24 protein-coding genes and 1 tRNA gene are annotated in these 25,004 nt (G+C 63.2%); 15 read left to right on the plus strand and 10 right to left on the minus strand.

The genetic code is table 11. The features are described from left to right. Positions 1 to 276 precede the first annotated feature (276 nt). Positions 277 to 1,578, plus strand: coding sequence for a C4-dicarboxylate transporter DctA (gene dctA / locus IAE39_RS22865; RefSeq protein WP_201206801.1), 1,302 nt, complete (start codon positions 277 to 279; stop codon positions 1,576 to 1,578). Between the two features lie 37 nt (positions 1,579 to 1,615). Then, positions 1,616 to 2,605, plus strand: coding sequence for an Ldh family oxidoreductase (locus tag IAE39_RS22870; protein ID WP_201206803.1), 990 nt, complete (start codon positions 1,616 to 1,618; stop codon positions 2,603 to 2,605). Between the two features lie 285 nt (positions 2,606 to 2,890). On the opposite strand, the gene IAE39_RS22875 is transcribed toward IAE39_RS22870, so the two are convergent. From IAE39_RS22875 to hisD, 4 genes are all read right to left on the minus strand, one after another. Then, the gene (locus IAE39_RS22875; RefSeq protein WP_201206804.1) at positions 2,891 to 3,898 is read right to left on the minus strand and encodes an alcohol dehydrogenase catalytic domain-containing protein; all 1,008 of its coding nucleotides are present in this window, start codon (positions 3,896 to 3,898) and stop codon (positions 2,891 to 2,893) included. A gap of 35 nt (positions 3,899 to 3,933) precedes the next feature. Next, positions 3,934 to 5,271, minus strand: a complete 1,338-nt coding sequence (locus IAE39_RS22880; RefSeq protein ID WP_201206805.1) for an MFS transporter — start codon at positions 5,269 to 5,271, stop codon at positions 3,934 to 3,936. A gap of 53 nt (positions 5,272 to 5,324) precedes the next feature. After that, complete coding sequence (locus IAE39_RS22885; protein WP_201206806.1) at positions 5,325 to 6,080, minus strand: SDR family NAD(P)-dependent oxidoreductase; 756 nt, start codon at positions 6,078 to 6,080, stop codon at positions 5,325 to 5,327. A 64-nt stretch (positions 6,081 to 6,144) separates the two neighbouring features. Further along, on the minus strand, positions 6,145 to 7,458 hold the full coding sequence (gene hisD / locus IAE39_RS22890) for a histidinol dehydrogenase (protein ID WP_201206807.1): 1,314 nt from the start codon (positions 7,456 to 7,458) through the stop codon (positions 6,145 to 6,147). Between the two features lie 139 nt (positions 7,459 to 7,597). Between hisD and IAE39_RS22895 the strand changes: the two genes are divergently transcribed. Next, positions 7,598 to 8,608, plus strand: a complete 1,011-nt coding sequence (locus IAE39_RS22895) for a LacI family DNA-binding transcriptional regulator (RefSeq protein WP_201206808.1) — start codon at positions 7,598 to 7,600, stop codon at positions 8,606 to 8,608. Between the two features lie 12 nt (positions 8,609 to 8,620). On the opposite strand, the gene IAE39_RS22900 is transcribed toward IAE39_RS22895, so the two are convergent. Continuing rightward, the gene (locus IAE39_RS22900; protein WP_201206809.1) at positions 8,621 to 10,117 is read right to left on the minus strand and encodes an aspartate/glutamate racemase family protein; all 1,497 of its coding nucleotides are present in this window, start codon (positions 10,115 to 10,117) and stop codon (positions 8,621 to 8,623) included. An 11-nt stretch (positions 10,118 to 10,128) separates the two neighbouring features. After that, the gene (locus IAE39_RS22905) at positions 10,129 to 11,427 is read right to left on the minus strand and encodes a dicarboxylate/amino acid:cation symporter (RefSeq protein ID WP_201206810.1); all 1,299 of its coding nucleotides are present in this window, start codon (positions 11,425 to 11,427) and stop codon (positions 10,129 to 10,131) included. 228 nt (positions 11,428 to 11,655) lie between these two features. Between IAE39_RS22905 and IAE39_RS22910 the strand changes: the two genes are divergently transcribed. The 3 genes from IAE39_RS22910 (at position 11,656) to IAE39_RS22920 (ending at position 13,586) form a co-directional block, all read left to right on the plus strand. Then, on the plus strand, positions 11,656 to 12,561 hold the full coding sequence (locus tag IAE39_RS22910; protein ID WP_201206811.1) for a LysR substrate-binding domain-containing protein: 906 nt from the start codon (positions 11,656 to 11,658) through the stop codon (positions 12,559 to 12,561). Positions 12,562 to 12,644: 83 nt separating this feature from the next. Then, entirely contained in the window at positions 12,645 to 12,887 is a 243-nt protein-coding gene (locus tag IAE39_RS22915; protein WP_201206812.1) for a DUF1654 domain-containing protein, read from the plus strand. 6 nt (positions 12,888 to 12,893) lie between these two features. Continuing rightward, a complete protein-coding gene (locus tag IAE39_RS22920; RefSeq protein ID WP_201206813.1) occupies positions 12,894 to 13,586 on the plus strand; it encodes an endonuclease in 693 nt (230 codons plus the stop codon). A gap of 3 nt (positions 13,587 to 13,589) precedes the next feature. Here the strand turns inward: IAE39_RS22920 and IAE39_RS22925 are convergent, their stop codons facing one another. Then, positions 13,590 to 14,015, minus strand: a complete 426-nt coding sequence (locus IAE39_RS22925) for a GTP pyrophosphokinase (protein ID WP_201206814.1) — start codon at positions 14,013 to 14,015, stop codon at positions 13,590 to 13,592. Positions 14,016 to 14,305: 290 nt separating this feature from the next. Further along, on the minus strand, positions 14,306 to 14,875 hold the full coding sequence (locus IAE39_RS22930) for an SPOR domain-containing protein (protein ID WP_201206815.1): 570 nt from the start codon (positions 14,873 to 14,875) through the stop codon (positions 14,306 to 14,308). A gap of 330 nt (positions 14,876 to 15,205) precedes the next feature. Between IAE39_RS22930 and IAE39_RS22935 the strand changes: the two genes are divergently transcribed. The 5 genes from IAE39_RS22935 to IAE39_RS22955 are packed head-to-tail and all read left to right on the plus strand — an operon-like array spanning position 15,206 to position 19,702. Next, positions 15,206 to 15,721: a TRAP transporter small permease gene (locus IAE39_RS22935; RefSeq protein ID WP_201206816.1), complete on the plus strand. Its 516-nt coding sequence runs from the start codon at positions 15,206 to 15,208 to the stop codon at positions 15,719 to 15,721. Then, positions 15,721 to 17,004, plus strand: coding sequence for a TRAP transporter large permease subunit (locus IAE39_RS22940; protein ID WP_201206817.1), 1,284 nt, complete (start codon positions 15,721 to 15,723; stop codon positions 17,002 to 17,004). Before IAE39_RS22935 ends, IAE39_RS22940 begins: the two co-directional genes overlap by 1 nt. Before the next feature lie 28 nt (positions 17,005 to 17,032). Further along, positions 17,033 to 18,028, plus strand: coding sequence for a TRAP transporter substrate-binding protein (locus IAE39_RS22945; protein ID WP_201206818.1), 996 nt, complete (start codon positions 17,033 to 17,035; stop codon positions 18,026 to 18,028). A gap of 51 nt (positions 18,029 to 18,079) precedes the next feature. Beyond that, positions 18,080 to 18,883, plus strand: a complete 804-nt coding sequence (locus IAE39_RS22950) for a carbon-nitrogen hydrolase family protein (protein ID WP_201206819.1) — start codon at positions 18,080 to 18,082, stop codon at positions 18,881 to 18,883. Positions 18,884 to 18,901: 18 nt separating this feature from the next. Further along, complete coding sequence (locus IAE39_RS22955; protein ID WP_201206820.1) at positions 18,902 to 19,702, plus strand: HpcH/HpaI aldolase family protein; 801 nt, start codon at positions 18,902 to 18,904, stop codon at positions 19,700 to 19,702. Positions 19,703 to 19,912: 210 nt separating this feature from the next. Here the strand turns inward: IAE39_RS22955 and IAE39_RS22960 are convergent, their stop codons facing one another. Then, positions 19,913 to 20,812 (minus strand): LysR family transcriptional regulator, encoded by a 900-nt coding sequence (locus IAE39_RS22960; protein WP_201206821.1) that lies wholly within the window; start codon positions 20,810 to 20,812, stop codon positions 19,913 to 19,915. Between the two features lie 111 nt (positions 20,813 to 20,923). Here IAE39_RS22960 and IAE39_RS22965 point away from each other — a divergent pair, with 111 nt between their 5' ends. The 4 genes from IAE39_RS22965 to IAE39_RS22980 are packed head-to-tail and all read left to right on the plus strand — an operon-like array spanning position 20,924 to position 24,599. Next, positions 20,924 to 21,595, plus strand: a complete 672-nt coding sequence (locus IAE39_RS22965; protein WP_201206822.1) for an RraA family protein — start codon at positions 20,924 to 20,926, stop codon at positions 21,593 to 21,595. A gap of 49 nt (positions 21,596 to 21,644) precedes the next feature. Further along, positions 21,645 to 22,694: a TRAP transporter substrate-binding protein gene (locus IAE39_RS22970; RefSeq protein ID WP_201206823.1), complete on the plus strand. Its 1,050-nt coding sequence runs from the start codon at positions 21,645 to 21,647 to the stop codon at positions 22,692 to 22,694. A 25-nt stretch (positions 22,695 to 22,719) separates the two neighbouring features. Then, complete coding sequence (locus tag IAE39_RS22975) at positions 22,720 to 23,325, plus strand: TRAP transporter small permease subunit (protein ID WP_201206824.1); 606 nt, start codon at positions 22,720 to 22,722, stop codon at positions 23,323 to 23,325. Then, the gene (locus tag IAE39_RS22980) at positions 23,319 to 24,599 is read left to right on the plus strand and encodes a TRAP transporter large permease (RefSeq protein ID WP_201206825.1); all 1,281 of its coding nucleotides are present in this window, start codon (positions 23,319 to 23,321) and stop codon (positions 24,597 to 24,599) included. Before IAE39_RS22975 ends, IAE39_RS22980 begins: the two co-directional genes overlap by 7 nt. 49 nt (positions 24,600 to 24,648) lie before the next feature. Here IAE39_RS22980 and IAE39_RS22985 read toward each other — a convergent pair. Further along, positions 24,649 to 24,725, minus strand: a tRNA-Val gene (locus IAE39_RS22985). Positions 24,726 to 25,004 lie beyond the last annotated feature (279 nt).

A 25,004-nucleotide genomic window follows, 5' to 3' on the forward strand; every position in this document is an offset into this window, starting at 1 on the left:
TGGACGAACCCCCTTCCCCGGCGGCGCCGTTGCCTGCCCGGGCCACCGCCGCTTTTCCTGCCTGCGTTCAAGAAGTACGTCTCACAACAACCATAAATGGAGACCTTCATGAAACCGCTCTGCCCTGCTCCCGCATCCCCTCCGGCGTTTCTCCCCAAGCCCCTGCAGCCACGACGACCGTCCTGACCGCCCCCGTGTCACGCACACGAACCGAACCTGCTCCCCTACCCTGATCAGCGTGATTGGCGTGGGGTATCCGCTTATGGAGAAACACCCGTGAAAATTCTCAAGAACCTGTATGTCCAGGTGGTCATCGGCCTGATCGCCGGCATTGCCCTCGGCTATTGCTGGCCCGCACTCGGGGTGGAGATGAAGCCCTTGGGCGATACCTTCATCCGCCTGATCAAGATGCTTATCACCCTGGTGATCTTCTGCACCGTTGCCATCGGCATCGCCCGTATGGAAAGCCTCAAGGAACTGGGCAAGGTCGGCTTCAAGACCTTCATGTACTTCGAGATCGTGACCACCCTGGCATTGCTGCTGGGCATGATCATCGCCAACCTGGTGCAGCCCGGTGCCGGCATGAACATCGACCCGGCCAGCCTCGACGGCGGCGCCATGTCGCAGTACCTGGACCAGGTGCATGCCCAGGAGTCGTCCAGCCTGCTGACCCAGTTGATTCCCAACTCGGTGGTCGGCGCCTTCGCCAGCGGCAACCTGCTGCAGGTGCTGTTGTTCTCGGTGCTGTTCGGTGTGGCGCTGTCCGGCATGTCCAGGCGCAGCCGGCTGGCCGCGCGGGTGATCGAGCAGTTGGGTGAAACGCTGATGCGCATCGTCGGCATGATCATGTGGCTGGCACCGATCGGCGCCTTCGGTGCCATGGCCTTTACCATCGGCAAGTACGGCATCGGTGCCCTGCAGCAGATGGGCTTGCTGATCGTCTGCCTGTACGTCACCAGCTTGCTGTTCATCGGCATTGTCCTCGGCTCGATCAGTTTTGCCTGCGGGGTGAACATCTGGTCGTTGATCAAGTACTTCCGCGAGGAGTTGCTGATTGTGCTGGGCACATCCACCACCGAGTCGGTGCTGCCGCGGCTGATGCAGAAAATGGAACGCCTGGGTTGCGACAAGTCGGTGATCGGGCTGGTGTTGCCAACCGGCTACTCGTTCAACCTCGACGGCGCGGCCATCTACCTGACCATGTCCTCGTTGTTCCTCGCCCAGGCATTGAACATCGACTTGTCGTGGGGCCAGCAGCTGAGCCTGCTGGTGATTCTGCTGATCACCTCGAAAGGGGGTGCCGGGGTGGCCGGCGCGGCGCTGATCGTGCTGACTGCAACGCTGGCCAGCCACGACATCATCCCGGTGGCGGCAATCACCCTGATCCTGGGCATCGACCGTATTCTCAACGAGGTGCGCGCGCTGACCAACATGATGGGCAACGTGGTCGGCACCCTGGCCATTGCCCGCTGGGAGGGCAAGCTTGACCTGGCCCAGGCCCGCGCCGAGCTGGCCGCCCCTGGCCGCGTGCCGACACTTGAGCCGGCGCCGCTGAACCTGTCGCAGAAAAAGTCCTGAAGCCTTTTGCAAGGAGCTATCAATGAAGGCGCTACCAATGACTGTGCAAATCAGCGTGCGTCATGCACATGACCTGGCCATGCAGGCGCTGCGTAAGGCCGGCATGCCGCAAACCACTGCACTCAGTTGCGCGCAGGCCCTGGTGCAGGGCGAGTGCGAAGGCCTGCCCTCCCATGGCCTGTCGCGCTTGCCCTTCTACCTGGAGCAGATGGCAACCGGCAAAGTCGACGCCACGGCGCTGCCCGATGTACAGGTCGACGGCGCGCTAGTGCGTGTCGACGCCCGCCATGGCCTGGCGTTCGCGGCGATCGATGCCGGCCTCGGCCCGGCCATGGCCACGGCACGCCGGCTGGGCATCGCAGCGCTGGCGATCGGCCGCTCGCACCATTTCGGCGTTGCCGGGCAACCGGTTGAGCGGGCGGCACGCGAGGGCTTGCTGGCACTGGCATTGAGCAATGCGCCGGCGGCGATGGCGCCCTGGGGTGGGCACACCCCGCTGTTCGGCACCAACCCCATTGCCTTCGCCTCGCCACGGCTGAATGCCGACCCGGTGGTCATCGACCTGTCGCTGTCCAAGGTTGCCCGTGGCAAGGTGATGCTGGCCAAACAGGCCGGCACGACGATCCCGCCTGGCTGGGCGATCGATCGTGCCGGTCATGACACCACCGACCCCACCGCGGCATTGGCGGGCAGCATGGTACCGATGGGCGATGCCAAGGGTGCTGCGCTGGCGTTGATGGTCGAGCTGCTGACGGCGGGCCTGACCGGTAGCCATTTCGGTTTCCAGGCCAGTTCGTTCTTCGATGCCCAGGGGGATGCACCGGGGGTGGCGCACTTGCTGTTGCTGATCGACCCACAGCGTTTTGCGGCGGGGTATCTGGCGCATGTCGAGGCGTTGTTCGCGGCGATGCTGGCGCAACCGGGTGTGCGTTTGCCGGGGCAACGGCGGATACGTGAACGGCAGGTGCGCGGTGATTTCATCGAAGTGCCGCAGGCGTTGCTGGACAGGCTGCAGGGCTGCGTTTGAGCTGAAGACCCTGGTTTCTGTGGGAGCGGGTTCACCCGCGAAGAAGCCAACCTGGTACATGGCACCGGCTGCGCCGGTGTTCGCGGCTGAAGCCGCTCCTACAGGGACCGCGTGAGCCTGAGGCCAGCGCGGTCGTTGTAGGAGCGGCTTTAGCCGCGAAGCGGGCGACGCGGTGGATGGCACCGGCTACGCCGGTGTTCGCGGCTGAAGCCGCTCCTACAGGCGCCGGGCCGGCCGGAAAGGGCTGCGCAGCAGCCCCAGGGTCGCTCAGGCAGAAAACAAACATCAGGCACCCGGCAACAACACCAGCTTGCCGGCCGCGGTGCGCTGTTCATGCAGATCACTGAACGCCCGCGCGCCCTCGCTCATCCCTCGCGTCTCGACCCAGCCCAGCTCACCAAACGCTCCCTCCTCCAGCGCCCGCACCGTGGCATGCATGTCGGCCATGCTGTAGGTGTAGGTCCCCAGCAACGAAACCTCAGCCAGGGTCAACTTGCGCATGTCGATCTCGCTGGCCCAGTCCTGCAAGCCAATGTGCATGATCACCCCGCCCGGCTTGACCGCTTCCAGCGCAGCATCACGGGTGGCCTTCGTCCCCACCGCATCGATCACGTAGTCGAAGGCATTGGCCGCTGCACAGGTTTCCAGCGGGTTGAATGCCTCACAGCCGGCATGCAAGCGGGCCGACTCACGGCGCAACGGGTTGACCTCGGCCATGCTCACCCGCCGGCAGCCATAGCTGCGCAACAGCAAGGCCGCCAGCAGCCCCACCGCGCCGCCGCCAATCACCAGTGTGCGCAACTCCGGCAAAGGCCGCGCCAATACACGCATGGACAAGTTGATGGCATGCAGTGCGGTAGCCGCAGGTTCGGTAATTGCTGCCTCAACCATCGACAAGCCGTCAGGAATGGGGATAACCGACGCAGCAGGTATCGCCAGGTACTCGGCAAACGCCCCCGGCCGGCTCATGCCGATCATGCTACGGTTGGCGCACAGGTTATCGCGCCCGCCTCGGCAATATTCACAATCGCCGCAGGTTATCAACGGGTTTACCGTGACTCGCTGGCCCTCCTGCAGGCGCGGGGCGGCGCTCTCCACCACCACGCCCGCCAGTTCGTGGCCCAGCACCAGGCCCGGCTGGCGGCGCGGGTCGTGACCGTGGAAAGCATGCAGGTCCGAACCACAGATACCGGCAGCTGCCACCTTGATGATCACCTCCCCGTCCTGTAACTCGGGGTAAGGCCGCTCTTGCAACTGCATCTGCAGGGGTTGCGTATAGACAAGCGCTTTCATGGCATCTCCTTTGTTGTTGTGCTTGCAGCGGCGCCTTAACGCGCCGTGGCGGGTGCAAAAGCGGGTTCGGCCATGCTCAGTGCCTGGTGCCGGCCAATCCAGCGGGCACACCAGGCACTGAGCAGGCCGATGCCCAGCACATAGCTGCACAGCAACCAAGGGTTGCCGGCGTTCAGACCGGTCAGCAGCGCAGCGATGATCGGCGTCATGCCCCCGGCGAACACCCCCGCCACCTGGTACACGAACGAGATGCCGGTGTAGCGCACCGAGGCGTCGAAGCACTCGGAAAACAGCGACGACATGGTGCCGAACACGGCAGCATGGAAAATACCGAAGGGGATGATGATCGCCAGCCAGACCAGCGCCAGCTGCCCCGGAAAGCTATGCATCACCCAGAACGCCGGGAACACCGACAGCGCCGACAGCAGCGCCCCGCTGCCATACACCCGGGCCTTGCCGACACGGTCGGCCACATGGCCCCAGAACGGAATGAAGCAACTCATCAGCAAGGCGCTGAGCATGATCCCGACCAGTGCACTGGTGCGCGGCAGGTTCAGCGATTGCGTGAGGTAATTCAGCGAATAGACGCCGAACACGTTGAAGAACACCCCGTCAATCATGCGCGCGCCCATGCAGGCGAAGATCATCCGCGGGTAGCGGCGCAACATGAGCACGATCGGTAGCGCCTGGCGTGTCTGCCCAGCGGCCTTGGGCTGCGCCTGCTTGAAGTCCTGGGTTTCGCTGACGTGGGTGCGGATGTAGCTGCCCAGCAGCACGAACACGCCGCTCAGCAGGAAAGCGCAGCGCCAGCCCCAGCTCATGAACTGCTCGTCGGTCAGCAACCAGGACAGCAGGCCGATCACCCCCGAGGCACTCACCAGGCCCAGCGACATGCCAATCTGCGGCAGGCTGGCGTAGAAGCCACGGCGGGCGGGCGGTGCCGATTCGTAAGTCATCAGCACCGAACCGCCCCACTCGCCACCCAGGCCAATGCCTTGGAAGATGCGGCAGGCCAGCAGCAGGATCGGCGCCAGCACGCCGACCTGCTCATAGGTCGGGATCAGGCCGATGACCACTGTCGCCCCGCCCATCAGGGCCAGGGTGATGATCAACATCTTCTTGCGGCCCAGGGTGTCGCCGAAATGGCCGAAGACGATGCCGCCTACTGGCCTGGCGATAAAACCCACGGCGAACACGCCATAGGACAGCAACACCGAGATCAACGGATCGTCGGCAGGAAAGTACAGTTTGTTCAACACCAGGCCGGCAACGACGCCGTAGAGGAAGAAGTCATACCATTCGATTACCGAGCCAAGCACGCTGGAAATCGTGGCGCGACGCAGGTTGGATGAGGCAGGCGCAGTGGAAGTCATTGTTGTTATCTCCACGGTCGAACCGGTTGTGGCCGCCCACTGGGCGGGCCGGGTTAGTTGGCGGTGTAGCCGCCATCGACCATCAACGTCTGGCCGGTGACATAGCTGCTGGCATTGCTGGCAAAGAACAACGTGGCACCTGCCAGGTCTTCAAGCTGGCCGTTGCGCCCGATGCAGGTGCGCTCGGCATGGCGCTGGGCCAACCCCTGGTCGGCGAACACCTGGGCGGTCAGCGCAGTGGGGAAGAAGCCAGGGCCGATGGCATTGCAGGTGATGCCATGGCGCGACCAGCGCTGGGCGATCGCCCGGGTGAGCTGGACGATGCCGCCCTTGCCGGCACCATACGGCGCGCTGTCCGCAAAGGCCCGGCTGGACTGCAACGAGGCGATGTTGATGATGCGCCCCCAACCGGCCTCGGCCATGCCCGGGGCCAGCGCCTGTACCAGGAAGAATGGCGCTTTCAAATGCAGCGTCAGTTGCTCATCCCAGGTTTGCGGGCTGACCTGCTCGAACGGTTCGCGGCGGTTGACGCCCGCGGCATTGATCAGGATGTCCACCCTACCGAGCGCCCGCGCCGCCGCCTGCAAGCTGTCGACGCAGGTCAGGTCACAGCAGCGGTAGCTCGCTTCGATGTCCCGCTGTTGCAGGTGCGTGACCTGTTGCTGCAAGGCCGCTTCGCCCCGCGCCATCAACACCACGCGTGCGCCTGCGGCACCCAGTGCTTCGGCCATCAGTGCGCCGATACCGCTGCCGCCCCCTGTCACCAGCGCGGTGCGGCCGTGCAAATCAAACAGTGTTGCCGGGTTCATGAAACACTCCTGTCGCCCGGGCCAACGCCAGGGCGGTTATGGGTGAAGGGCAAGCCCGATGACGTCAGCGGGTCACAGGCTCACCGCGGTCGAAACGCTCGTCGGGGAAGTACTTGGCCAGGCGATCATCTGCCGTACGGGCGTGCGCCTCCATGCCCTCCAGGCGCGAGATACGCGCGGTCACCTGGCCGATCTGGCGCACCGCCTCGCGAGGCATGCGTTGCCAGGTCAGGGTCTTGAGGAACTTGTGCACCGACAGCCCTCCAGAGTAGCGGGCCGCACCCTTGGTCGGCAGCACGTGGTTCGGCCCGCTGCATTTGTCGCCGAAGGCCACGGTGGTTTCTTCACCGAGGAACAGCGAGCCGTAGCAGGTCAGGTTGTCCAGCCACCAACCCAGGTCGTGCGCATGCACTTCCAGGTGCTCGCTGGCATAGCGATCGGACACCTCCACTAGCTCTTCACGGCTGTCACATACAATTACTTCGCCATAGTCGCGCCAGGCGCAGAAGGCGGCATCGCGGGCTACCGGCGGCAGGGCCTCGATCAGTTGCGGAATTTTGGCCATCACCGCCTGGGCCAAGCTGCGCGAGGTGGTAAACAGCCAGGCCGGCGACTCGTGGCCGTGCTCGGCCTGGCCCACCAGGTCACTGGCGACAATGGCGGCATCGGCGCTGTCATCGGCAATGACCGCCACCTCCGACGGCCCGGCGAACACATCGATGCCCACCTTGCCGAACAAGCTGCGCTTGGCCTCGGCAACGAACTTGTTGCCCGGCCCGACCACCACATCGGCCGGTTTGCCGCTGAACAAGCCGTAGGCCATGGTGGCGATGGCCTGCACCCCGCCAAGGGTCATGATCACGTCGGCACCGGCCGACTTGAAGGCATACAGCACATACGGGTGGATGCTCTCGCCGAGAAACGGGCTGGAGCACGCCAGAATGGTCTTGACCCCGGCCGCCTTGGCCGTGGCCACGCCCATGTACGCCGACGCAATATGCGCATAGCGCCCGGCCGGTGCGTAACAGCCAACCACATTTACCGGCACCACCCGCTGGCCGGCAATCACGCCCGACGGCAGCGTCACCTCCAGGTCTTCGATCGAGCGGCGTTGGGCGCAGGCAAATTCATACACCTGGCGCGCGGCAAAATCGATGTCGTCACGCACCCGCTTGGGCACCTGCGCGGTACGCCGATCGATCTCGGCGTCGCTGAGCACGATATCGCCCTGCCACTTGTCCAGCGTGCGTGCATAGTCGCGCACGGCGTGTTCGCCGCGGCGCTGGATATCGTCGAGCATGTCGGTAACCACGCGCTGTGCTTCGGCGGTGTTGTCATCGGCGGTTTTGCTGGCCTGCTTGAGGTAAGTGATGGTCATGGCGTCTCCGGCAAGGTTTCATGCAAAGAAATGAAAGCGCTTTCATTCAAAGTAGCTGCCGCCGGAAGCAGGTCAAGAAAGCTGGGAAAAAAGTGCCGAATGGTTATATTGTCTGGTACTACTCCGATGCCAGACCGCCATGACTTCACGCCCACGCCTGCACGATGTAGCCGCCCTGGCCGGGGTTTCCCCCGCCACGGTGTCCCGTGCGTTGTCCAACCCGCAGTTAGTGCGCGCCGACACCCGCGAGAAAATCCAGCATGCCATCGAACGCCTCGGCTACCTGCCCGACGGCTCGGCCCGGGCACTGGCCTCGGGGCGTGCACGCACCATCGGTGCAATCATGCCAACGCTCGACAACGCGATTTTCGCCCGCGCCGTGCAAGGCCTGCAGACCACTCTGGCCAACCAGGGTTACCAGTTGCTGCTGGCTACCCACGAGTACAACCCCAGCGCCGAACTGGAACTGGTGCGCGCGCTGCTTGGCCAGGCCATCGATGGCCTGGTGCTGGTGGGCGCCGATCACTCGCCGCAAGTCTGGGAAATGGTACGGTCACATGATGTGCGGCTGCTGGTGACCTGGGCCAGCCACCCTGGCCAGCCGTCGCTGGGGTTCGACAACTACCGCATCGGCCAGCTGGCCGCCGAGCACCTGTTGCGCCTGGGGCATCGACGCATGGGCGTGATCTCTGGCTTCTTCCGCCATAATGATCGGGCTCGGGCGCGCCTGGCGGGCTTTCGCGAAACCCTGGCCAGCGCCGGTTGCACACTGCCGGACGGCAACATCGTCGAGCAACCGTTCGGCTTCGAGGGTGGCCGGGCCGGGCTCAACCAGTTGTTGCGCTTGAGCGAACGGCCAACTGCAGTGTTCTGCGGCAACGATGTGCTCAGCGTAGGCTGCCTGTTCGAAGCCCAGGCACTGGGTTTGAACGTACCGGCCGACCTGTCCATCGTCGGCTGCGACAACCTGCCCCTCACCGCCCAGGTTACCCCCGGTGTCACGACCGTGCTGTTGCCGACCTACGAGCTTGGCCAGCGTGCGGCCGACACCCTGCTGCAGTGGATCCGCAGTGGGCAGCCACCACAGAGTGAGTGCCTGCCGGTCGAGCTGATCGTGCGCGGCACCACAGCGCCGCCACAGCCAGGGTAAAGCCTGCGCGCCCTATGCCCTGCCCTGCACGTCTTTATGGGCTGGCACCTTGTGCGCCAGCGCTACACAACTGCGCGCCAGGATCAGGGTAGGGTCCACCAGTGCGACCGTCCTGCCTTGCAGCTCAAAGGCATCGCAATGGCCAAGGACCAGCGGCAACTCGGTGCAGCCCAGCAACACAACCTCGGCCCCCGCCTGCACAAGATGCTCTACGGCGACCAGCAGCTGGTCCCGGCACAGCCCTTCGGTGAAGCCCGCCTTGATGCCGCGCTCACCGTAGATGGCCTCCATGACCAGCCGCTGGTAATCCGCGGCCGGCACCATCACTTCCAGGCCTGCTCGGTTGGCGGCCTGGTGGTAGACCTGGCTGGCGACAGTGCCCGATGTGGCCAGCAGGCCCACCGTCCTGTCAGAGCCATAGCGTTGCTTGATCCAGTCGATGGTCTGCGTAAGCATGTTGACGATCGGCACGCGCAAGTGCTCCTGGATACGCTCGACAAACGCGTGCGCGGTATTGCACGGGATGGCAATTGCATTGGCGCCCGCACTCTCCAGGCGCTTGCAAGTGGCGTACATGGCCATGGTCGGGTCGGCTTCATCGTTCAGCAGGTTGGCCGTGCGATCGGGAATTTGCGGGTTCTGCTCGACCACCATCTTGATGTGGTCCTGGTCACGGCCTGCGGGGGTGCTGGCAACGACCTTGCCCATGAAATCAACCGTGGCTGCCGGGCCGACGCCACCGACAATACCCAGCTTGAACGGCAACTCACGCGGGGCGCTGGCGCCTTGCGTGGCAAACGTGGCGTACAGGTCGTTGATATCAAGTGCCGCAATGCCACGGCGCTGCAAGTCGGCGCTTACCAGGGAAAGCTCTGTCATTCCGGGTACAACATGGCTTGCGCCCTGGGCCTGCACGGACAGGCAGGCCTGGTACACCGACTCCAGCGGCACCCCCTCCAGGTGCCCGTCCTTGATGCCGCTGCGCCCGTACATGGCCTGCATCAGTGCCGCCTGGGCCTGTTCATCGGGGTACACCAGATGATAGTGGGCGCCTAACGCCCGCTCGAAGAGCCCGGAATGGCGCACGTAGTCCGAAGCGAGCACGCCGAGTGTGCTGCCCGGTTCGGCAATCTGGCGAATGTGCTGCACCAGGGCTTGCATCATGTCCAGCACGGGTATGCCCAGCTCATCCTGGATTTCTGCGCGAAACGTCTGGCTGGCAAAGCACGGCAGCATGATTGCATCCACGCCGCTTGCCTCGAACGAGCGGCATACTTCGAACACATAGAACTTGCGCGAATTCATGCTCGCGTTGGCATCCAGCGGCAGCAGCAGATCCTTGAACGGATGTTGCTCCAGCAGGAAATGAAAACGCCCCTGGTCCTCCAGCACGGCCCGCGACCTCACAAGCTTGTAGAACAGGTCGCCACCGGCAAGCGAGCCAAGCCCGCCGACAATGCCGATCTTGTGCGAATGGCTAGGCTCAGATGCTGCCTTGTTCGGCTTCATGCGCAAACTCCTCAGGCGACCGTTACGGGGCGGTCATGGGTGGACGGTTGAACCGTGGCCTCGTACGCCTGATCCGGCTCAGCCTGTGACTCCGTCTTGGCGATCACCGCCGTGGCAATGCTGTTGCCCACCACGTTGGTGGCGGTACGCGCCATGTCGAGGAACTGATCGATACCGATGATCAGCAGCAGGCCGGCTTCTGGCAGGTTGAACATCGGCAAGGTCGCCGCCACCACAACCACCGAGGCCCGTGCGACCCCGGCCATGCCCTTGCTGGTGATCATCAGCGTCAGCAGGATGAGCACCTGCTGGGTGAAACTGAGGTCGATGTTGTAGGCCTGGGCGATGAACATGATGGCGAATGCCTGGTACATCATCGAGCCATCAAGGTTGAACGAGTAGCCAAGCGGCAGGACGAAACTGGATACGCGCTTGGGTGCGCCGAACTTTTCCAGCGCCTCCATGGTTTTCGGGTAGGCCGCCTCGCTACTGGCGGTAGAAAACGCCAACAACACCGGCTCGCGAATCAGCTTGCCCAGGGTAAACACGGGCTTGCCCAGGAACAGGTAACCCACCGCGAACAGCACCGCCCACAGCAGCAGTATGCCAAGGTAGAACTCGGCGATCAGCTTGCCATAGTCGAGTAACAAACTTAGGCCTTGGGTGGTAATTGCCGAAGCGATAGCGGCAAACACCCCGACCGGCGCAAACGCCATGACATAGTCCGTGATACGGAACATGACCTTGGCCAGTTCATCGATACAATCGACCACTTTCGTATTCCCCGCGCGGCTGACGCCCGCCAAGGCAAAACCGAAGAACAACGAGAACACCACAATTTGCAGTATTTCATTATTGGCCATTGCCTCGGCAATACTGCGCGGGAATACATGGCTGATAAATACCTTGAGGCTGAAGTCACCGGTATTCACCACAACGGCGGCGGCATCGGCGTGCTGTGCCACCTGCAAGTTCAAGCCAGCCCCGGGCTCGAACAGGTTGACCAAGGCCATGCCAATCGCCAACGAAATGGCTGAAGCGCAGACAAACCAGGCCATGGCGCGCAAGCCGATGCGCCCGACCGCGCCCGAATTGCCCAGGCTGGCGATGCCGCCCACCAGTGTGGCGAACACCAGCGGTGCAATGATCATCTTGATCAAACGCAGAAAGATGTCGGTCACCATGCTGAAGTAAGCGGCGATATCTTTCGCCGCCTGCTCGCTTCCTGCGAAATGATGACATGCCCAACCAACGATGATGCCCAGGGCAATACCCATGGCAATTCGGCGCGGAAGCTTATTGTTTTTCACGACGGTTTCCTCAAGTGATTTTTTCTTTCTTCTACTTGGCAGGAGTTGAATAAAAGACAAGGCACACCGGCTTATCTAGCCGGGACAGGGGCAAGTTTATCGCCACGCCCAGTACAACTTGATGAGTAAAAAGGCTGGCCCTATGCGTTTTCGGAATAGTTTCAAGGCATTGCTGTCGGCGCTTCCCCGAAGCCGCTTACACTGAGGGCCTGGTGGAGGAGACAAGCGATGCAAATCAAGTGGCTGGACGACCTGTTGGCGATTGCCGAGTGCAAGAATTTCTCGCGCGCCGCCGAAGTACGTTGCGTTACCCAGTCCGCCCTCTCGCGCAGAATCCGCTCGCTGGAAGAATGGGTGGGTGTCGAGCTGGTTGATCGTGCCACCTACCCGGTGCAACTCACCCCCGCCGGCCAGGCCTTCTGTGATGAATCGCGCCAGGCGCTGGCCGCACTGTTGGCACTGCGGGCCAACCTGAGGGACGTCAAGCGCATGCCCGGGCGCTCGATCCAGATCACCGCGGCGCATAGCCTTTCGATGACCTTTCTGCCGAAATGGCTTAGCCAGTTCCAGCAGCACAATGAACGCTTCAATGCCCGGGTGGTGGCCGCCAACATCAACGATGCGGTCATCGCCCTTGAAGAAGGCAGTTGCGACCTGATGATTGTCTACCACCACCCGCTCACGCCGATCTCGCTGGACCCCGAGCGCTTCGCCAGCCTGGCGCTGGGGCATGACGCGTTCATCCCGGTGTGTGCCCCCGACGCGCGCGGCCAGCCGCTGTTTCGGCTTGCAGCCAGCACCCGGCCCATACCGCATCTGGCCTATACGGCCACGACATTCCTCGGCAAAGTGGCAGACGTGGTTATCCGCAATGCGCCAGAAAGTGCACCGCTGGAGCGCTGCTATGAAGCAGACATGGCGATGCTGCTGGTGCGCATGGCGGTGGAAGGCTACGGCGTGGCCTGGCTGCCCTACAGCGCCGTGCACGATGAGCTGGAAAGAGGCCTGCTGGTACAAGCCGGTGGTGCCGAATGGAGCACGCGCCTGGAGATCCGCTCGTACTGCTCGCTGTTGAACCAGAACCCGACGATGAAAAGCCTGTGGCACACGCTGGATAAAACTGCTCAGGCCTGAGTGCAGTTTTTGCCTGACAAGCTGTTGCGAAATTACTTACAGTGAAATACTGTATGCGCATACAGCACAACAAGGAAATTCCTGTGTCCAGCACCGCCTCCGCTACCCCGAGCAGCTATGAACAGCTGGGTGTCCGCATCCAGAAGATCATCAACAGCCCAACCGCCCAGCGCAGCCGTGCGGCGCTGATCTTCCGCCTGGAACAGGAAAGCCAGGACGACTGGGAAACCCTGCTTGAGGAAATCGCCGAAAACGACAACGTTACCCTCGCCCACCGTGATGACGGCGGCGTGCAGGTTTTCTGGACTGTGCCGAAGGAAGACTGACCACGCATGAGAGTTTCGCTTTTCGCTGCTGCCTGCCTGCTACTGACTGCCCCACTTGTGCAAGCCGATGCGCCGCGCACCTTCCAGGAGGCCAAGAAGGTCGCCTGGAAACTGTATGCACCGCAATCGACCGAGTTCTATTGCGGCTGCAAATACAAAGGCAACAAGGTCGACCTGGCCTCCTGCGGTTATACCCCGCGCAAGAGTGCCCAGCGCGCTGCGCGCATCGAGTGGGAGCACATCGTGCCGGCCTGGCAGATCGGCCACCAGCGCCAGTGCTGGCAAAGCGGCGGGCGCAAGCAGTGCTCGCAGCATGACGAAGTGTACAAGCGCGCCGAGGCCGACCTGCACAACCTGGTGCCGAGCATCGGCGAGGTCAACGGCGACCGCAGCAACTTCAGTTTCGGCTGGCTGCCCGAGCAGCGCGGGCAGTATGGCAGTTGCCTGACCCAGGTCGATTTCAAGGCCAAGAAGGTCATGCCACGCCCGTCGATCCGCGGCATGATCGCGCGCACCTACTTCTACATGAGCAAGCAGTACAACCTGCGCCTGTCCAGGCAGGACCGCCAGTTGTTCGAGGCCTGGAACAAGACCTACCCGCCACAAGCCTGGGAGCAGCAGCGCAACCAGCGGGTGGCCTGTGTGATGGGGCGCGGTAACGAATTTGTCGGGCCGGTCAACCTCAAGGCCTGCGGCTGAGCCTCAGGCCAATGCCTGCAGGTACGCGCTGGCTTCCCGGTAACGGGCCAGCCGCGCCAGGTCGGCGGGGCCTGGGCAAGGGATGCGCGTAAGGTCGCTGTTGTCGGCCAGGTCGGCCAGCTTGACCGTGCGCGCCAACGGGTCATCGCCCAGGCGCACCACGAAGTCCTGGTAGGCCTCGCCCTCGCGGCGGCTAAGTGCCAGCAAGGCGGCAAGGATTTTCAGCGCGAAGCCCTCCCGCGCCAGGTCGGACAGGGTCAACGGGGTGTCTTCGATCACATCGTGAAGCACCGCGACAATCCGTTGTTCAGGTGTGGCAACCCGCATCATCACGCGTAGCGGGTGGAGGATATAAGCCGCCCCACCCTTGTCGTATTGCCCTTCATGCGCCCTGGCGGCCACGGCAATGGCCCGCTCCAGTGTAGACATGAGGTTCCCCCCGTTCAGCATCTCCCAACCCAAGCATAGCCAAAGTTGGGTGAACAGTGTCTATCTCGCGCGTAACCGAACTGCAGACGCTTTCTTTGTGGGGGATCGCGCAGAGCACTGAATTCGCAAGCGGTCCGCATACCCTGTGGGAGCGGCTTTAGCCGCGAAGAATTCAACGCGGTGTATGGCACCGGCTACGCCGGTGTTCGCGGCTGAAGCCGCACAGTGTCCCTGCTAACTCAATGAGTCATGTGCAGTTCTATGAGAGCGGCCTTGCGTTGGGGCTGGAGTTAGCGCGCTACGCCATGCTGGATAACCACCGAGTCGGTCCCCAGCTTGGCCATCACTTCATCCCGGCGCGCCTGCGCCTCTTCACGGGTGGGGAACGGCCCCATCAGCACCACCGGCTTGCCATCGCGGTACTCCACCGACGACGGGATGCCCTTCTCGATCAGGCGTGCAGTCATGTCGCTGAGTGCGCCCATGTTGGCGCCCTGTACCACTTCCACATCCCAGCCCTCGGGGGCCGGCTGGTCGGCCAGGGCGTCGGCACGGCGCTGCAGGTCGGCACCGCCGCACAGCTCGCGGATGCGCAGGTTGTTGCCAGTGTCATCGACAATGATGTCGTACTGGCCATCGCGCTTGATCGCCACGTAGCTCCGGTAGGCCTCGTACTGCCCGGCGTCGTCCTTGCCGCGGACCTGACCGCAGATGGTGCCCTGGGTGTCGATCCGCACGTTGCCGAACTTGGCCGTCTTGGGGTTGTGCAGGTGTTCGGCCACCTGCTTGTGCACGCCCTCGACCTCGTTCTCACAGCCCGCCAGGGCGAGCACTGCCATTACCACAGCCAGTTTGCGCACGCGTGTACCTCCAGATTCGAAGGGCCGGATTCTAGCATGCCCACCCTGCGCAGGGACCGCGACCATACGTTACACCTTGCAACCGAGTCATCGGACAACAACCGTTAGCAGCATCGCTGATCGCCATTTCTTATCCCGCTGATAAAAAACTTGAGGCAGCGCAAAGCGGCCGTTTCGTTGAAGAATCCAGACAGTCATACGACGACGTATGTCGAATAATAATAAAGGTGATCCCATGTCCCGCTCACACATACAGGTGGATGCCCGCATCCGCATGATCGCACCAGGCGCTTCAGGCGCTTGCTGGGCTGCCCTGCCCCAGGAGGCGCCATGAAAGCCCTGGTCGATGGCTACTTCGTCATCCTCAAAACGCTGGTGGTGGCTTGCCTGGTCGGCATCACCTGCCTGATCTTCACCAACGTGGTGCTGCGCTACGGCTTCAACTCAGGGCTGTTCTTCAGTGAAGAAATTTCCCGCCTGGCGTTTGTCTGGCTGGTGTTTGCCGGCGCGCAGCTGATGCTGCACGAAAACGGCCACATCGGCGTGGACATCGTCACCCGCCGCGTCTCGCCCGGTGTGGCCCGCTGCCTGCTGGCACTAACCCAACTGCTGATGCTCTACGTGACCTGGCTGTTCCTTGACGGCAGCTGGAAGCAGACCCTGATCAACCTGCATGTCGGTGCACCCTCCACAGGCATTTCCATGGCGCTGTTCTATGGCGCAGGCCTGGTCTTTTCCATCCTCAGTGCGCTGCTGATCTGCACCCAGCTGGTGCGCAACCTCATGGGCACCCTCCCCGCGCCCGCCCCGGGCGAACCTTCGGTCAATGATGGAGCAGTCGAATAATGGCCCTGTCTGTCTTCGTCGGCGTGCTGATGGCCGCCATCCTGATCGGCGCCCCCATCGCCTATGCCCTGATCCTCTGCGGCGTGGCGCTGATGTGGCTGCTGGGCCTGTTCGATGGCCAGATCATCGCGCAGAACATCATCAACTCGGCCGGCAGCTTCCCGCTGCTGGCCATCCCGCTGTTCATCATTGCCGGTGAAGTGATGAACAGCGGCGGCCTGTCCAAGCGCATCATCAAGCTCGCCATCACCTTGGTCGGCCACCTGCGCGGCGGCCTGGGCTACGTCACCATCTTTGCCGGCGTACTGCTGTCGAGCCTGTCCGGCTCGGCCTTGGCCGACGCTGCCTCACTGACTGCCCTGCTGCTGCCGATGATGGTTATCGCCGGCTACAACCGCGACCGCTCCGGAGGCTTGATTGCGTCGGTGTCGGTGCTTGGCTCGATCATTCCACCGAGCATCGGTTTCGTCGTTCTTGGTGTGGCGTCGGGGCTGTCGATCACCAAGCTGTTCCTCGCCGGCATCGCCCCGGGCCTGATGATCGCCGCCGCCCTGGTGGTGGCCTGGTGGCTGATGTCGCGGCGCAACAATGAGGTGGAACTGAGCCCCAAGGCCAGCGGCAAAGAGCGCCTCAAGGCCCTGGTCGACAGTTTCTGGGCGCTGATGCTGCCGGTGATCATCGTGGTTGGCCTGCGCTTTGGTGTGGTCACCCCGACCGAGGCCGGTGCGGTGGCCAGCGTCTATGCCCTGCTGGTGTCGTCGTTCATCTACCGCGAGCTCAGCCTCAAGTCGCTCAACGAATTGCTGCTGCGCGCCGGCAAGACCACTGCGGCCGTGATGTTCCTGGTGGCTGCCGCCTCGATCCCGGCGTGGATGATCACCATCGCCGATATCCCCGGGCAGATCATCGACCTGATCCAGCCGGTGATGGACAACCCGCGCCTGCTGATCGTGGTGCTGATGCTGCTGATCCTGGTGATTTCCATGGTCATGGACCTCACCCCCACCGTGCTGCTACTTGCGCCCATCCTGGTGCCGGTGGTGACCGCGGCGAACATCGACCCGATCTACTTCGGCGTGCTGTTCATGATCAATTGCTCGATCGGCCTGATCACCCCGCCGGTGGGCACGGTGCTCAACGTGGTCTGCGGCATCGGCCGCATGCGCTACGAGGCGCTGCTCAAGGGCACGTTCCCGTTCCTGATCGCCGAGATCATCGTGCTGTTCCTGCTGGTCATCTTCCCCGAGCTGGTCACTGTCCCCGCCCAGTGGTTCGGGCATTGATCCCCCAATAACAATAAAGGTACCCACCATGAAGAAACTCGCCGTCATCGCCGCCCTGTTGCTGTCCAGCAGCTTGAGCATGGCCGCCGATTACAACAGCCGCGTCATCAAGTTTGCCGCTACCAGCCCCAAAGGCACGCCACCCGCCATCGGCATGGAACTGTTCGCCAGGAAAGTGCAGGAACGCAGCGATGGCAAGATCAAGGTGCGCACCTTCCCCAACGGGGTGCTGGGGGGTGATGTGCAGGTGCTGTCATCGCTGCAGGGGGGCGTGGTGGAAATGATGACCTGGAATGCCGGGCTGATGCTCAACCATGTCACCGACTTCGGCATCCTCGACTTCCCGTTCCTGTACACCGACACCGCCAAGGTCGATGCCATGCTCGATGGCGAAGTGGGCAAGCTGCTCACTGACCAGCTGCCGCCAAAGAACCTGGTGGGCCTGGCGTTCTGGGAGCTGGGCGAGCGCAACCTGACCAACAATGCGCGGCCGGTGCAAAAGCTCGAAGACATCGCCGGGCTGAAGATTCGCGCCCAGCAATCGCCGCTGTTCCTCGACGTGTGGGCGGCACTGGGTGCCAACCCGACGCCGCTGCCCTTCACCGAAGTGCACACGGCACTGGAGACCGGCACCGTGGACGGCCAGGAAAACCCCGCGGCGCTGATCCTCGCCTCGCGCTTCAATGAGGTGCAGAAGTACCTGAGCCTGACCCGGCACAACTACAACCCGCAGATCGTGCTGATCAGCAAGACCTTCTGGGACAGCCTCAACCCGGACGAGCAGCAACTGCTGAGCGAGGTCGCCCAGGAGGTGCGCCTGGAGCAACGGCGCATCTCCCGCGAGGCAGACAGCAAGGCCATCGCCGACCTGCAAGGCGCGGGCATGCAGGTCAATGAACTGCCACCCGAAGAGGTGGCGCGCATCCAGGCCAAAATCCGCCCCGTGGTCGACAAGTACGCGGCACAGATCAACCCCGAACTGGTCAGCAAGGTCTACCAGGCCATGGGCTACCAGCCACAGTGACGCCTTCGCGCCGCGCACTGCGGCGCCTTTCAACTGCCAACAAGGAACAGCATGAAAATTTCCGTAGCCCAGATTCACCCGGTGGCCGGCAACCCGGCCCTTACCCTCGACAAGGTGGCCAGCCTGGCCCGCCAGACCGCTGCCGAGGGCTCGCGGCTGATCGCCTTTGCCGAATGCCTGATCACCGGGGGCGCCTTCGACAGCCGTGAAGACCTCGAGCGCGGCGCCATCACCCTCGACGCCCTGGCGCCGCTGCTGGACGTGTCGGCACAAACCGGCATCCTGATCGTGGTCGGTTTCTACGAGCGCCATGCCAGCTCGGTGTACAACACCGCCGCGCTGATCGGCGCGCAGGGCATCATTGGCCTGCACCGCAAGCGCCACCTGCCGTTCATGATCGGCGACCGCTTCACCGACCGCCCCAGCGAATGGACGCCGCCGGTGTTCGACACCGATATAGGCCGCATCGGCCTGGCGATCTGCTACGAAATCCGCTTCCCCGAAGTGGTGCGCACGCTGGCCCTGGAAGGTGCCGACATCGTCGTGCTGCCTGCCGCCTGGCCGGAGCAGGCGCGCATGCTGCCAGACATTTTCAGCACCGTGCGTGCTGCCGAGAACATGGTGTATTTCGTTGCCCCCAACCGCAATGACATGGACGAAGGCATGCAGTTCATCGGCACCAGCCACATCATCGAACCCTCCGGCAAGACTCTGGTACGCGCAGGCCTGGAGGACGGTGTGTACAGCGTCGACATCGACCTGGCCAAGGCCCGCAACAAGTCGCTGATCCGCGACCCGGGCGTGTTCGAAGTGCACCCGTTCCGCGACCGGCTGCCCGAAACCTACCGCATCTGACCCAAGGCGCCATCAAGCATGAACCAGAGCACCACACACACCTTGCTGAAGGCGCGCATGGCGCGCGGCACCACCTTCGGCATGAACATCTACAGCACGGCCTGCATGGCCATCGAAGTGGCCGGCAACTGGGGGCTGGACTTCGTCTTCATCGACGCCGAGCACACCGCACTGGGCGTGGACCGCGACATGGAAAAGCTGCTGCTGGCGGCCAGCAGCGCCGCCATCCCCAGCCTGGTACGGGTGCGCGGCACGCTGGAGTGGGACATCCGCAAGGCCCTGGAAATGGGCGCTGCCGGGGTGATCGTGCCGCAGGTGCACAACGCTGCGCAGATGCGCCAGATTATCCACTTCAGCAAGTTCCCACCTTTGGGCCGCCGCGGGGGCGACAGTTCGGTGCGTTCGGCCGGGTTCGCCGGGCCTGGTTTCGACTGGGCGCGCTATACCCAGGCAGAAAACGCCCGCAGCGTAATCGTGCCCATGGCCGAGAGCTACGAGTTCTTCGACAACATCGATGAGATTCTGGATGTCGAAGGGATCGATGCGGTGCACTTCGGCCCGGCCGACTACTCGTTGTCGCGCGGCCTGCCGGTTGACTACCGGTTGGGCAACCCCGAGGTACTGCAGCGCCTGCAGGTGCTGATCGAAAAGTGCCACGCGCGCGGGATCAAAGTGATGGTGCCGTGCTTCCCGGCCGACCGGGTCACCGCCGGGCGGTTGCTGGACATGGGCAGCGACATGCTGCTGATGGGCAGTGACCTGTCCTGGCTCAACCAGGCGGGGCAGCACATTGCCGCCGTCAAACAGGCACTCACCTGAGCTGCTGACAGGGCCTTGCAGGAGCTGCGGTGCGGCGATCCGACTTGTCCCGCGTACAGTGGCAGCACCGTGTTGGCTTCTTCGCGGGCAAACCCGCTCCTACACGGGCTCACGCGGCCCTTGTGGGAGCGGCTTTAGCCGCGAACACCGGCGCAGCCGGTGCCATGTGCGGCGCCGTCGCCCCTGCAGGGGCCATACAACCGCATGCAACTAATCCACCAGAAAGTTCTGCTTGACCAGTGTCGCCCGAATGATCGAAACCAGCTCACCCAGTTGCATGTCCGGGCGCTCGGTCAAATAGGAAAGGCAGAACTTCGCCGGCGGGATCGGTGGGTCGCACGGTAGTGTCTGCAACATGTCCACCGCCAGCATGTCGCGAATCAGCGGCACGGGCAAAATGCCAATGGCATGCCCCGCCGAGACCATCTTGGCAATGAACGCCAGCGAATTGCTGGAATGAAACGCATGGCTCGCCGAGCCGCTTTCCTTCAACCAGCGGTCTACCACCGAATACAGCGTCGACGGCGCACTGTGGGTCACGATCGAGTACTGCCGGGCCTGCTGGGGCAGGAACGGCCCCTCGGCAATTGCCAGGTGCCGCGCCGCCACCCACTGAAAGGTCATCCAGCCAAGGAACACATCGGTCACATCCTCGCGTGTGGCCGGGTTGGTCAGCAGGGCGATGTCCAGTTCGTGATCATTCAGTTTACGGTTTAGCGCCGCACCCACGTCGATGGTGATTTCCAGGGTTATTTCCGGGAAGTGCGCCTTTATCTCGCTGATCACCGCCGTCAGCCCGACCATGGCCGAGCACTCGTCCGCGCCCAGGCGCAGGCGCCGGTGCTGTTTCTGCTGGGCGGCGAACTGCTCCAGCTGCGTGCTGTTGTTCAGCACCAGTTCGGCATGGCGCAACGCCGTGTGCCCATCGGCGGTCAGGCTCATGCGCTGCTTGCTGCGGTCGAACAGCTTGACGCTGAGCAACGACTCCATTTCCTTGATGCGCGCCGACACTGCCGGTTGTGTCAGGTGAAGATGCCGTGAGGCCGCGTGCACACCACCCAGGCGAGCGGTCCAGTAGAATGCCTCGATCTGCATCAGCGTAATACGCATGATAAAAACTGCTCCGGTACTGCTTACGGATTTTTATTATCGACCGTTCAGGGCGCTTGTTAGGATGACCGAAACCCTTCGAAAAAGCATCCGGCATAACAACAACTCCCTATGTATATCATCGAAGCTCTGCCTACCCCGGTTAACGCCGGCGAACTTGAAATACTGATAAACGCCGAACCGGCAACCATCGGCCATTTCATTACCCACGGTATTCCCCACCCCGACATCAAGGCGCACTTGCAGGATGTTCGGGCAGTGGGCACTGCCGTGACCGTGCGCATGCCCGGCAATGACGGCGGCATCCTGCATTACGCCATGGGCTGCGCCCGACCCGGCGACTTCCTGGTGGTGGACCGCTGCGGCGAACGCATCACCGCCGCGCTGGGTGGGGCCATGGCCTACGCCGCCAAGCAGGCCGGGGTGGCGGGGATCATCGTCGACGGTTATGTCACCGACCTTGGCGAGTTGCGTGAACACGGCGTACCGGTATGGTCACGCGGTGCCAGTGCCATCACCACGCGGGTAATCGGCCAGGAAGGCGAGTTCTGTACCGCCATCCAGTGCGGCGGCGTCATCGTGCGCCCGGGTGATGCCGTGGTCGCCGACGAAAACGGCATCGTCTTCCTGCGCCCGGGCAAGGTGGTGGAACTGGCGCAACGGGCAATCGACTTCCAGCGCAACGAAAAGCACACCCTGGCGCGGCTGGCCAAGGGCGAGAAGTTCCCCGATATCGTCGGCTCGCGCTCGACCATCGACGCGGCGACCCGCCCCCGCCAATAGCAGCCGCCCGCACCCGAAGTAGCTCCCGAACAACAACAAGAGGACTACCGTGAAGCTCAGCTCCCTGCTTATTCCGCTGGCGCTTGGCGCGCTATTGGGCAGCCCGGACGCACAGGCGCAGGACTACCCGCAAACCCGTTTCAACGTGATCGGTGGCGGTAGCCACAACTACACGTTCCGCGCCGTCGAACAGCCATTCTGGTCGCGCACCTTGCCCGCCGCCTCCAACGGCCAGGTCAGCGCCCAGTTGCTGGGGCTGTCGGAAAGCGGCCTCAAAGGCCCCGAGATCATTCGCCTGATGCGCTTTGGCGCGGTGGATATCGGCATGGGCGTGTTTGCCTTCGTCGCCGGTGACGATGCCAGCTTCGAAGGCATCGACCTGCCGGGCATGGCCGCCGACATCGACACCGCCCGGCGCATTGCCGACGCCTACAAGCCGGTGTTGGCGCAGCGCATGGCCCAGCGCCACGGCATCAAGCTATTGGCCACCGTGCCGTACACCGCGCAGGTGTTCTTCTGCCGCGCCCCCGTACAATCGCTGGCCGACCTCAAGGGCCGGAAAATTCGCACCCGCGGGCGCAACATGGCCGAGCTGGTCAAGGCCATTGGCGCCGCCCCGGTCACCCTGCCCTTTGCCGAAGTGGTCACCGCCATGCAGACCGGCGTCATCGACTGCGCCATTACCGGCATCGGCTCGGGCAACGCCGCCAAGTGGTACGACGTGGCCGGCTACCTGTACGACCTGCCGGTGGACTGGTCGATCGGCTTCTACGGCATCGGCCTGAAGCGCTGGCAGCAGTTGCCGCCAGACGTGCAGCAATTGCTGCAGGCGCAGTCGCAGGTGCTGGAGGACGCCCTGTGGCAGGAGACGGCCCGGGAAAACCGTTACGCCAAGGCCTGCAACGTCGGCAGCGCCGATTGCCAGGTTCACCAACCGGCGCACATGCGCGCGTCGGCACCCGACCCGCAGGAACAGCAGCGCGTGCGCCAGGCAGCGCTGCAGATCGCCAACGACTGGGGCAAGCGTTGCGGCCCCGACTGTGTCGAACAATGGAATGCCAGCGCAGGCCGTGCCATTGGCATGCGCCTGGCCCCATGACCCCTTACCCTCGGAGCATACTGTGATGAATACGGCCCGTTCCGGCCTGGCGGCTATCACCACCATCGCCAAGGCCAGCACCTGGGTAAGCGGCTTTGCCCTGCTCGGTTGTGCCCTGCTGATTGGCATCGACCTGATCCTGCGCAAGACACTGGGCATTTCCATGGGCGGCGCCGACGAAATCGCCGGCTACGTACTGGCAATCACCAGCGCCTGGGCATTCCCGGTCACCTTGCTGAAGCGCTCGCACATCCGCGTCGACATCCTGTACGCCCGCCTTGGCCTCAAGCCGCGGGTCGCCCTCGACCTGTTCGCCCTGGCTTGCATGGCCGTGCTGGTCGGCGCCCTGGCCTTCCATGCGTGGAATGTACTGTGGGACTCCATCGAATTCCGCTCGGTGTCCAATACCCCGCTGCAGGTGCCGCAATGGATACCGCAAGCCATCTGGTTTGCCGGCTACGTGTTCTTCGCCCTGACCCTGCTGAGCCTGGCGCTGGTCAGCCTGGGCCAGTTGTTGCGCGGGCGCTGGGGGGCGGTCAGTGCGCTGATCGGCATCAACACGGTCGAGCAGGAAATCGAAGAAGAGCTGCGCCCCGCTGTCGCCACCCCCAAGGAGCACACGCCATGCTGAGCATTACCCTGTTCCTGCTGCTGGCCCTGTTGGCACTGAGCGTGGCGGCCGCCGTCAGTGTCGGCCTGCTGGGGATGTCGCTGTCGCAGCTGTTCTCGACCCTGCCGTTAAGCAACGCCATGGGCGAAATCGCCTGGAACACCAGCGCCGAGTTCCTGCTGGTAGCTATCCCCTTGTACATCCTGATGGGCGAGTTGCTAGTGTGTTCGGGCGTGGCCGGGCGCATGTACCAGGCGGTCGAGAAATGGCTGTCCTGGCTGCCGGGCGGGCTGATGAACTCCAACATCGGCGCCAGTGCACTGTTCGCCACCACCAGTGGCTCCAGCGTGGCCACCGCCGCGACCATTTCCACCCTGGCCATCCCCGAGCAGCAACGCAAGGGCTACAACGCGCCGCTGTTCCTCGGCTCGATCGCTGCGGGCGGCACACTGGGCATCCTGATTCCGCCGTCGATCAACATGATCCTGTTCGCCCTGATCGCCAACGTGTCGGTGCCCAAGCTGTACCTGGCCGCCACCATTCCCAGCATCATCCTCAGCCTGCTGTTCATCGCGCTGATCGTTCTGGCCTGCCTGGTGCGGCCACAGCTGGGTGGGCGCAAAGAACACACCCGCTGGGCCGAACGCCTGGCCTGCATCCCCGACCTGCTGCCGCCACTGGCCATCTTCGCCCTGGTAATCGGCTCGATCTACAGCGGCTTCGCCACCGCCAGCGAGTCGGCAGCACTGGGCGTGCTCAGCGCCCTGGGCCTGGGCCTGTGGCGCCGGGCGTTCACCTGGCAGAGCCTGGGCCAGGCCTTCGAAGCCACGCTGCGCACCACCGGCATGATCATCTTCATCACCTTGTCGGCGTTCTTCCTCAACTTCGTGCTGGCTTCCATCGGGCTGACCACCACCCTGGTCAACTTCGTCAGCGACCTGAACCTGTCACCCACGGCAACGCTGCTGGCGATCATCCTGTTCTATATCGTGCTAGGTTGCTTCATGGACACCCTGGCGATGCTGATCACCACGGCACCGCTGATCGTGCCGATCGTCGTTGCCCTGGGCTTTGACCCACTCTGGTTCGGGGTGGTGCTGATCGTACTGTGCGAAATGGGCCAGATCACCCCACCGTTCGGCATGAACCTGTTCGTGGTGCAGAGTATCCGTGGCCGTGGCAATTTCATGGATGTGGTGTACGGCGCACTGCCGTTCTGCCTGGCGCTGTTGGTACTGATTGCGCTGCTGATCGCCTTCCCACAGCTGGCCCTGTGGTTGCCGAAGGTGTTCTAGCGGGAGAATGCAGAAAGGGCGATCATTGCTGATCGCCCTTTCTGGGATTTGGTAGGCACAATTGGACTCGAACCAACGACCCCCACCATGTCAAGGTGGTGCTCTAACCAACTGAGCTATGTGCCTGTCGTGTGGTGCGCATATTAGTGATCGAATGCGTACCTGTAAAGCGTTTTTTCAGAAAAATCAAAAACTTTGGAGATTTGTGCATTGAGGGGCGCTTCGCCCCCCTTTCGCGACACGAGGCCGCTCCTACAAGGGACTGCGTTGCCGGGAAGATCAGCGCAGCAGCCCATCGGGCCGTATGAAGCACAAATGAAAAAAGGGGTGACCCTTGCGGATCACCCCTTCTTCGATTTGGTAGGCACAATTGGACTCGAACCAACGACCCCCACCATGTCAAGG

The organism is Pseudomonas sp. S37, from assembly GCF_016658545.1.
In the GTDB taxonomy this organism is placed as follows: Bacteria; Pseudomonadota; Gammaproteobacteria; order Pseudomonadales; family Pseudomonadaceae; genus Aquipseudomonas.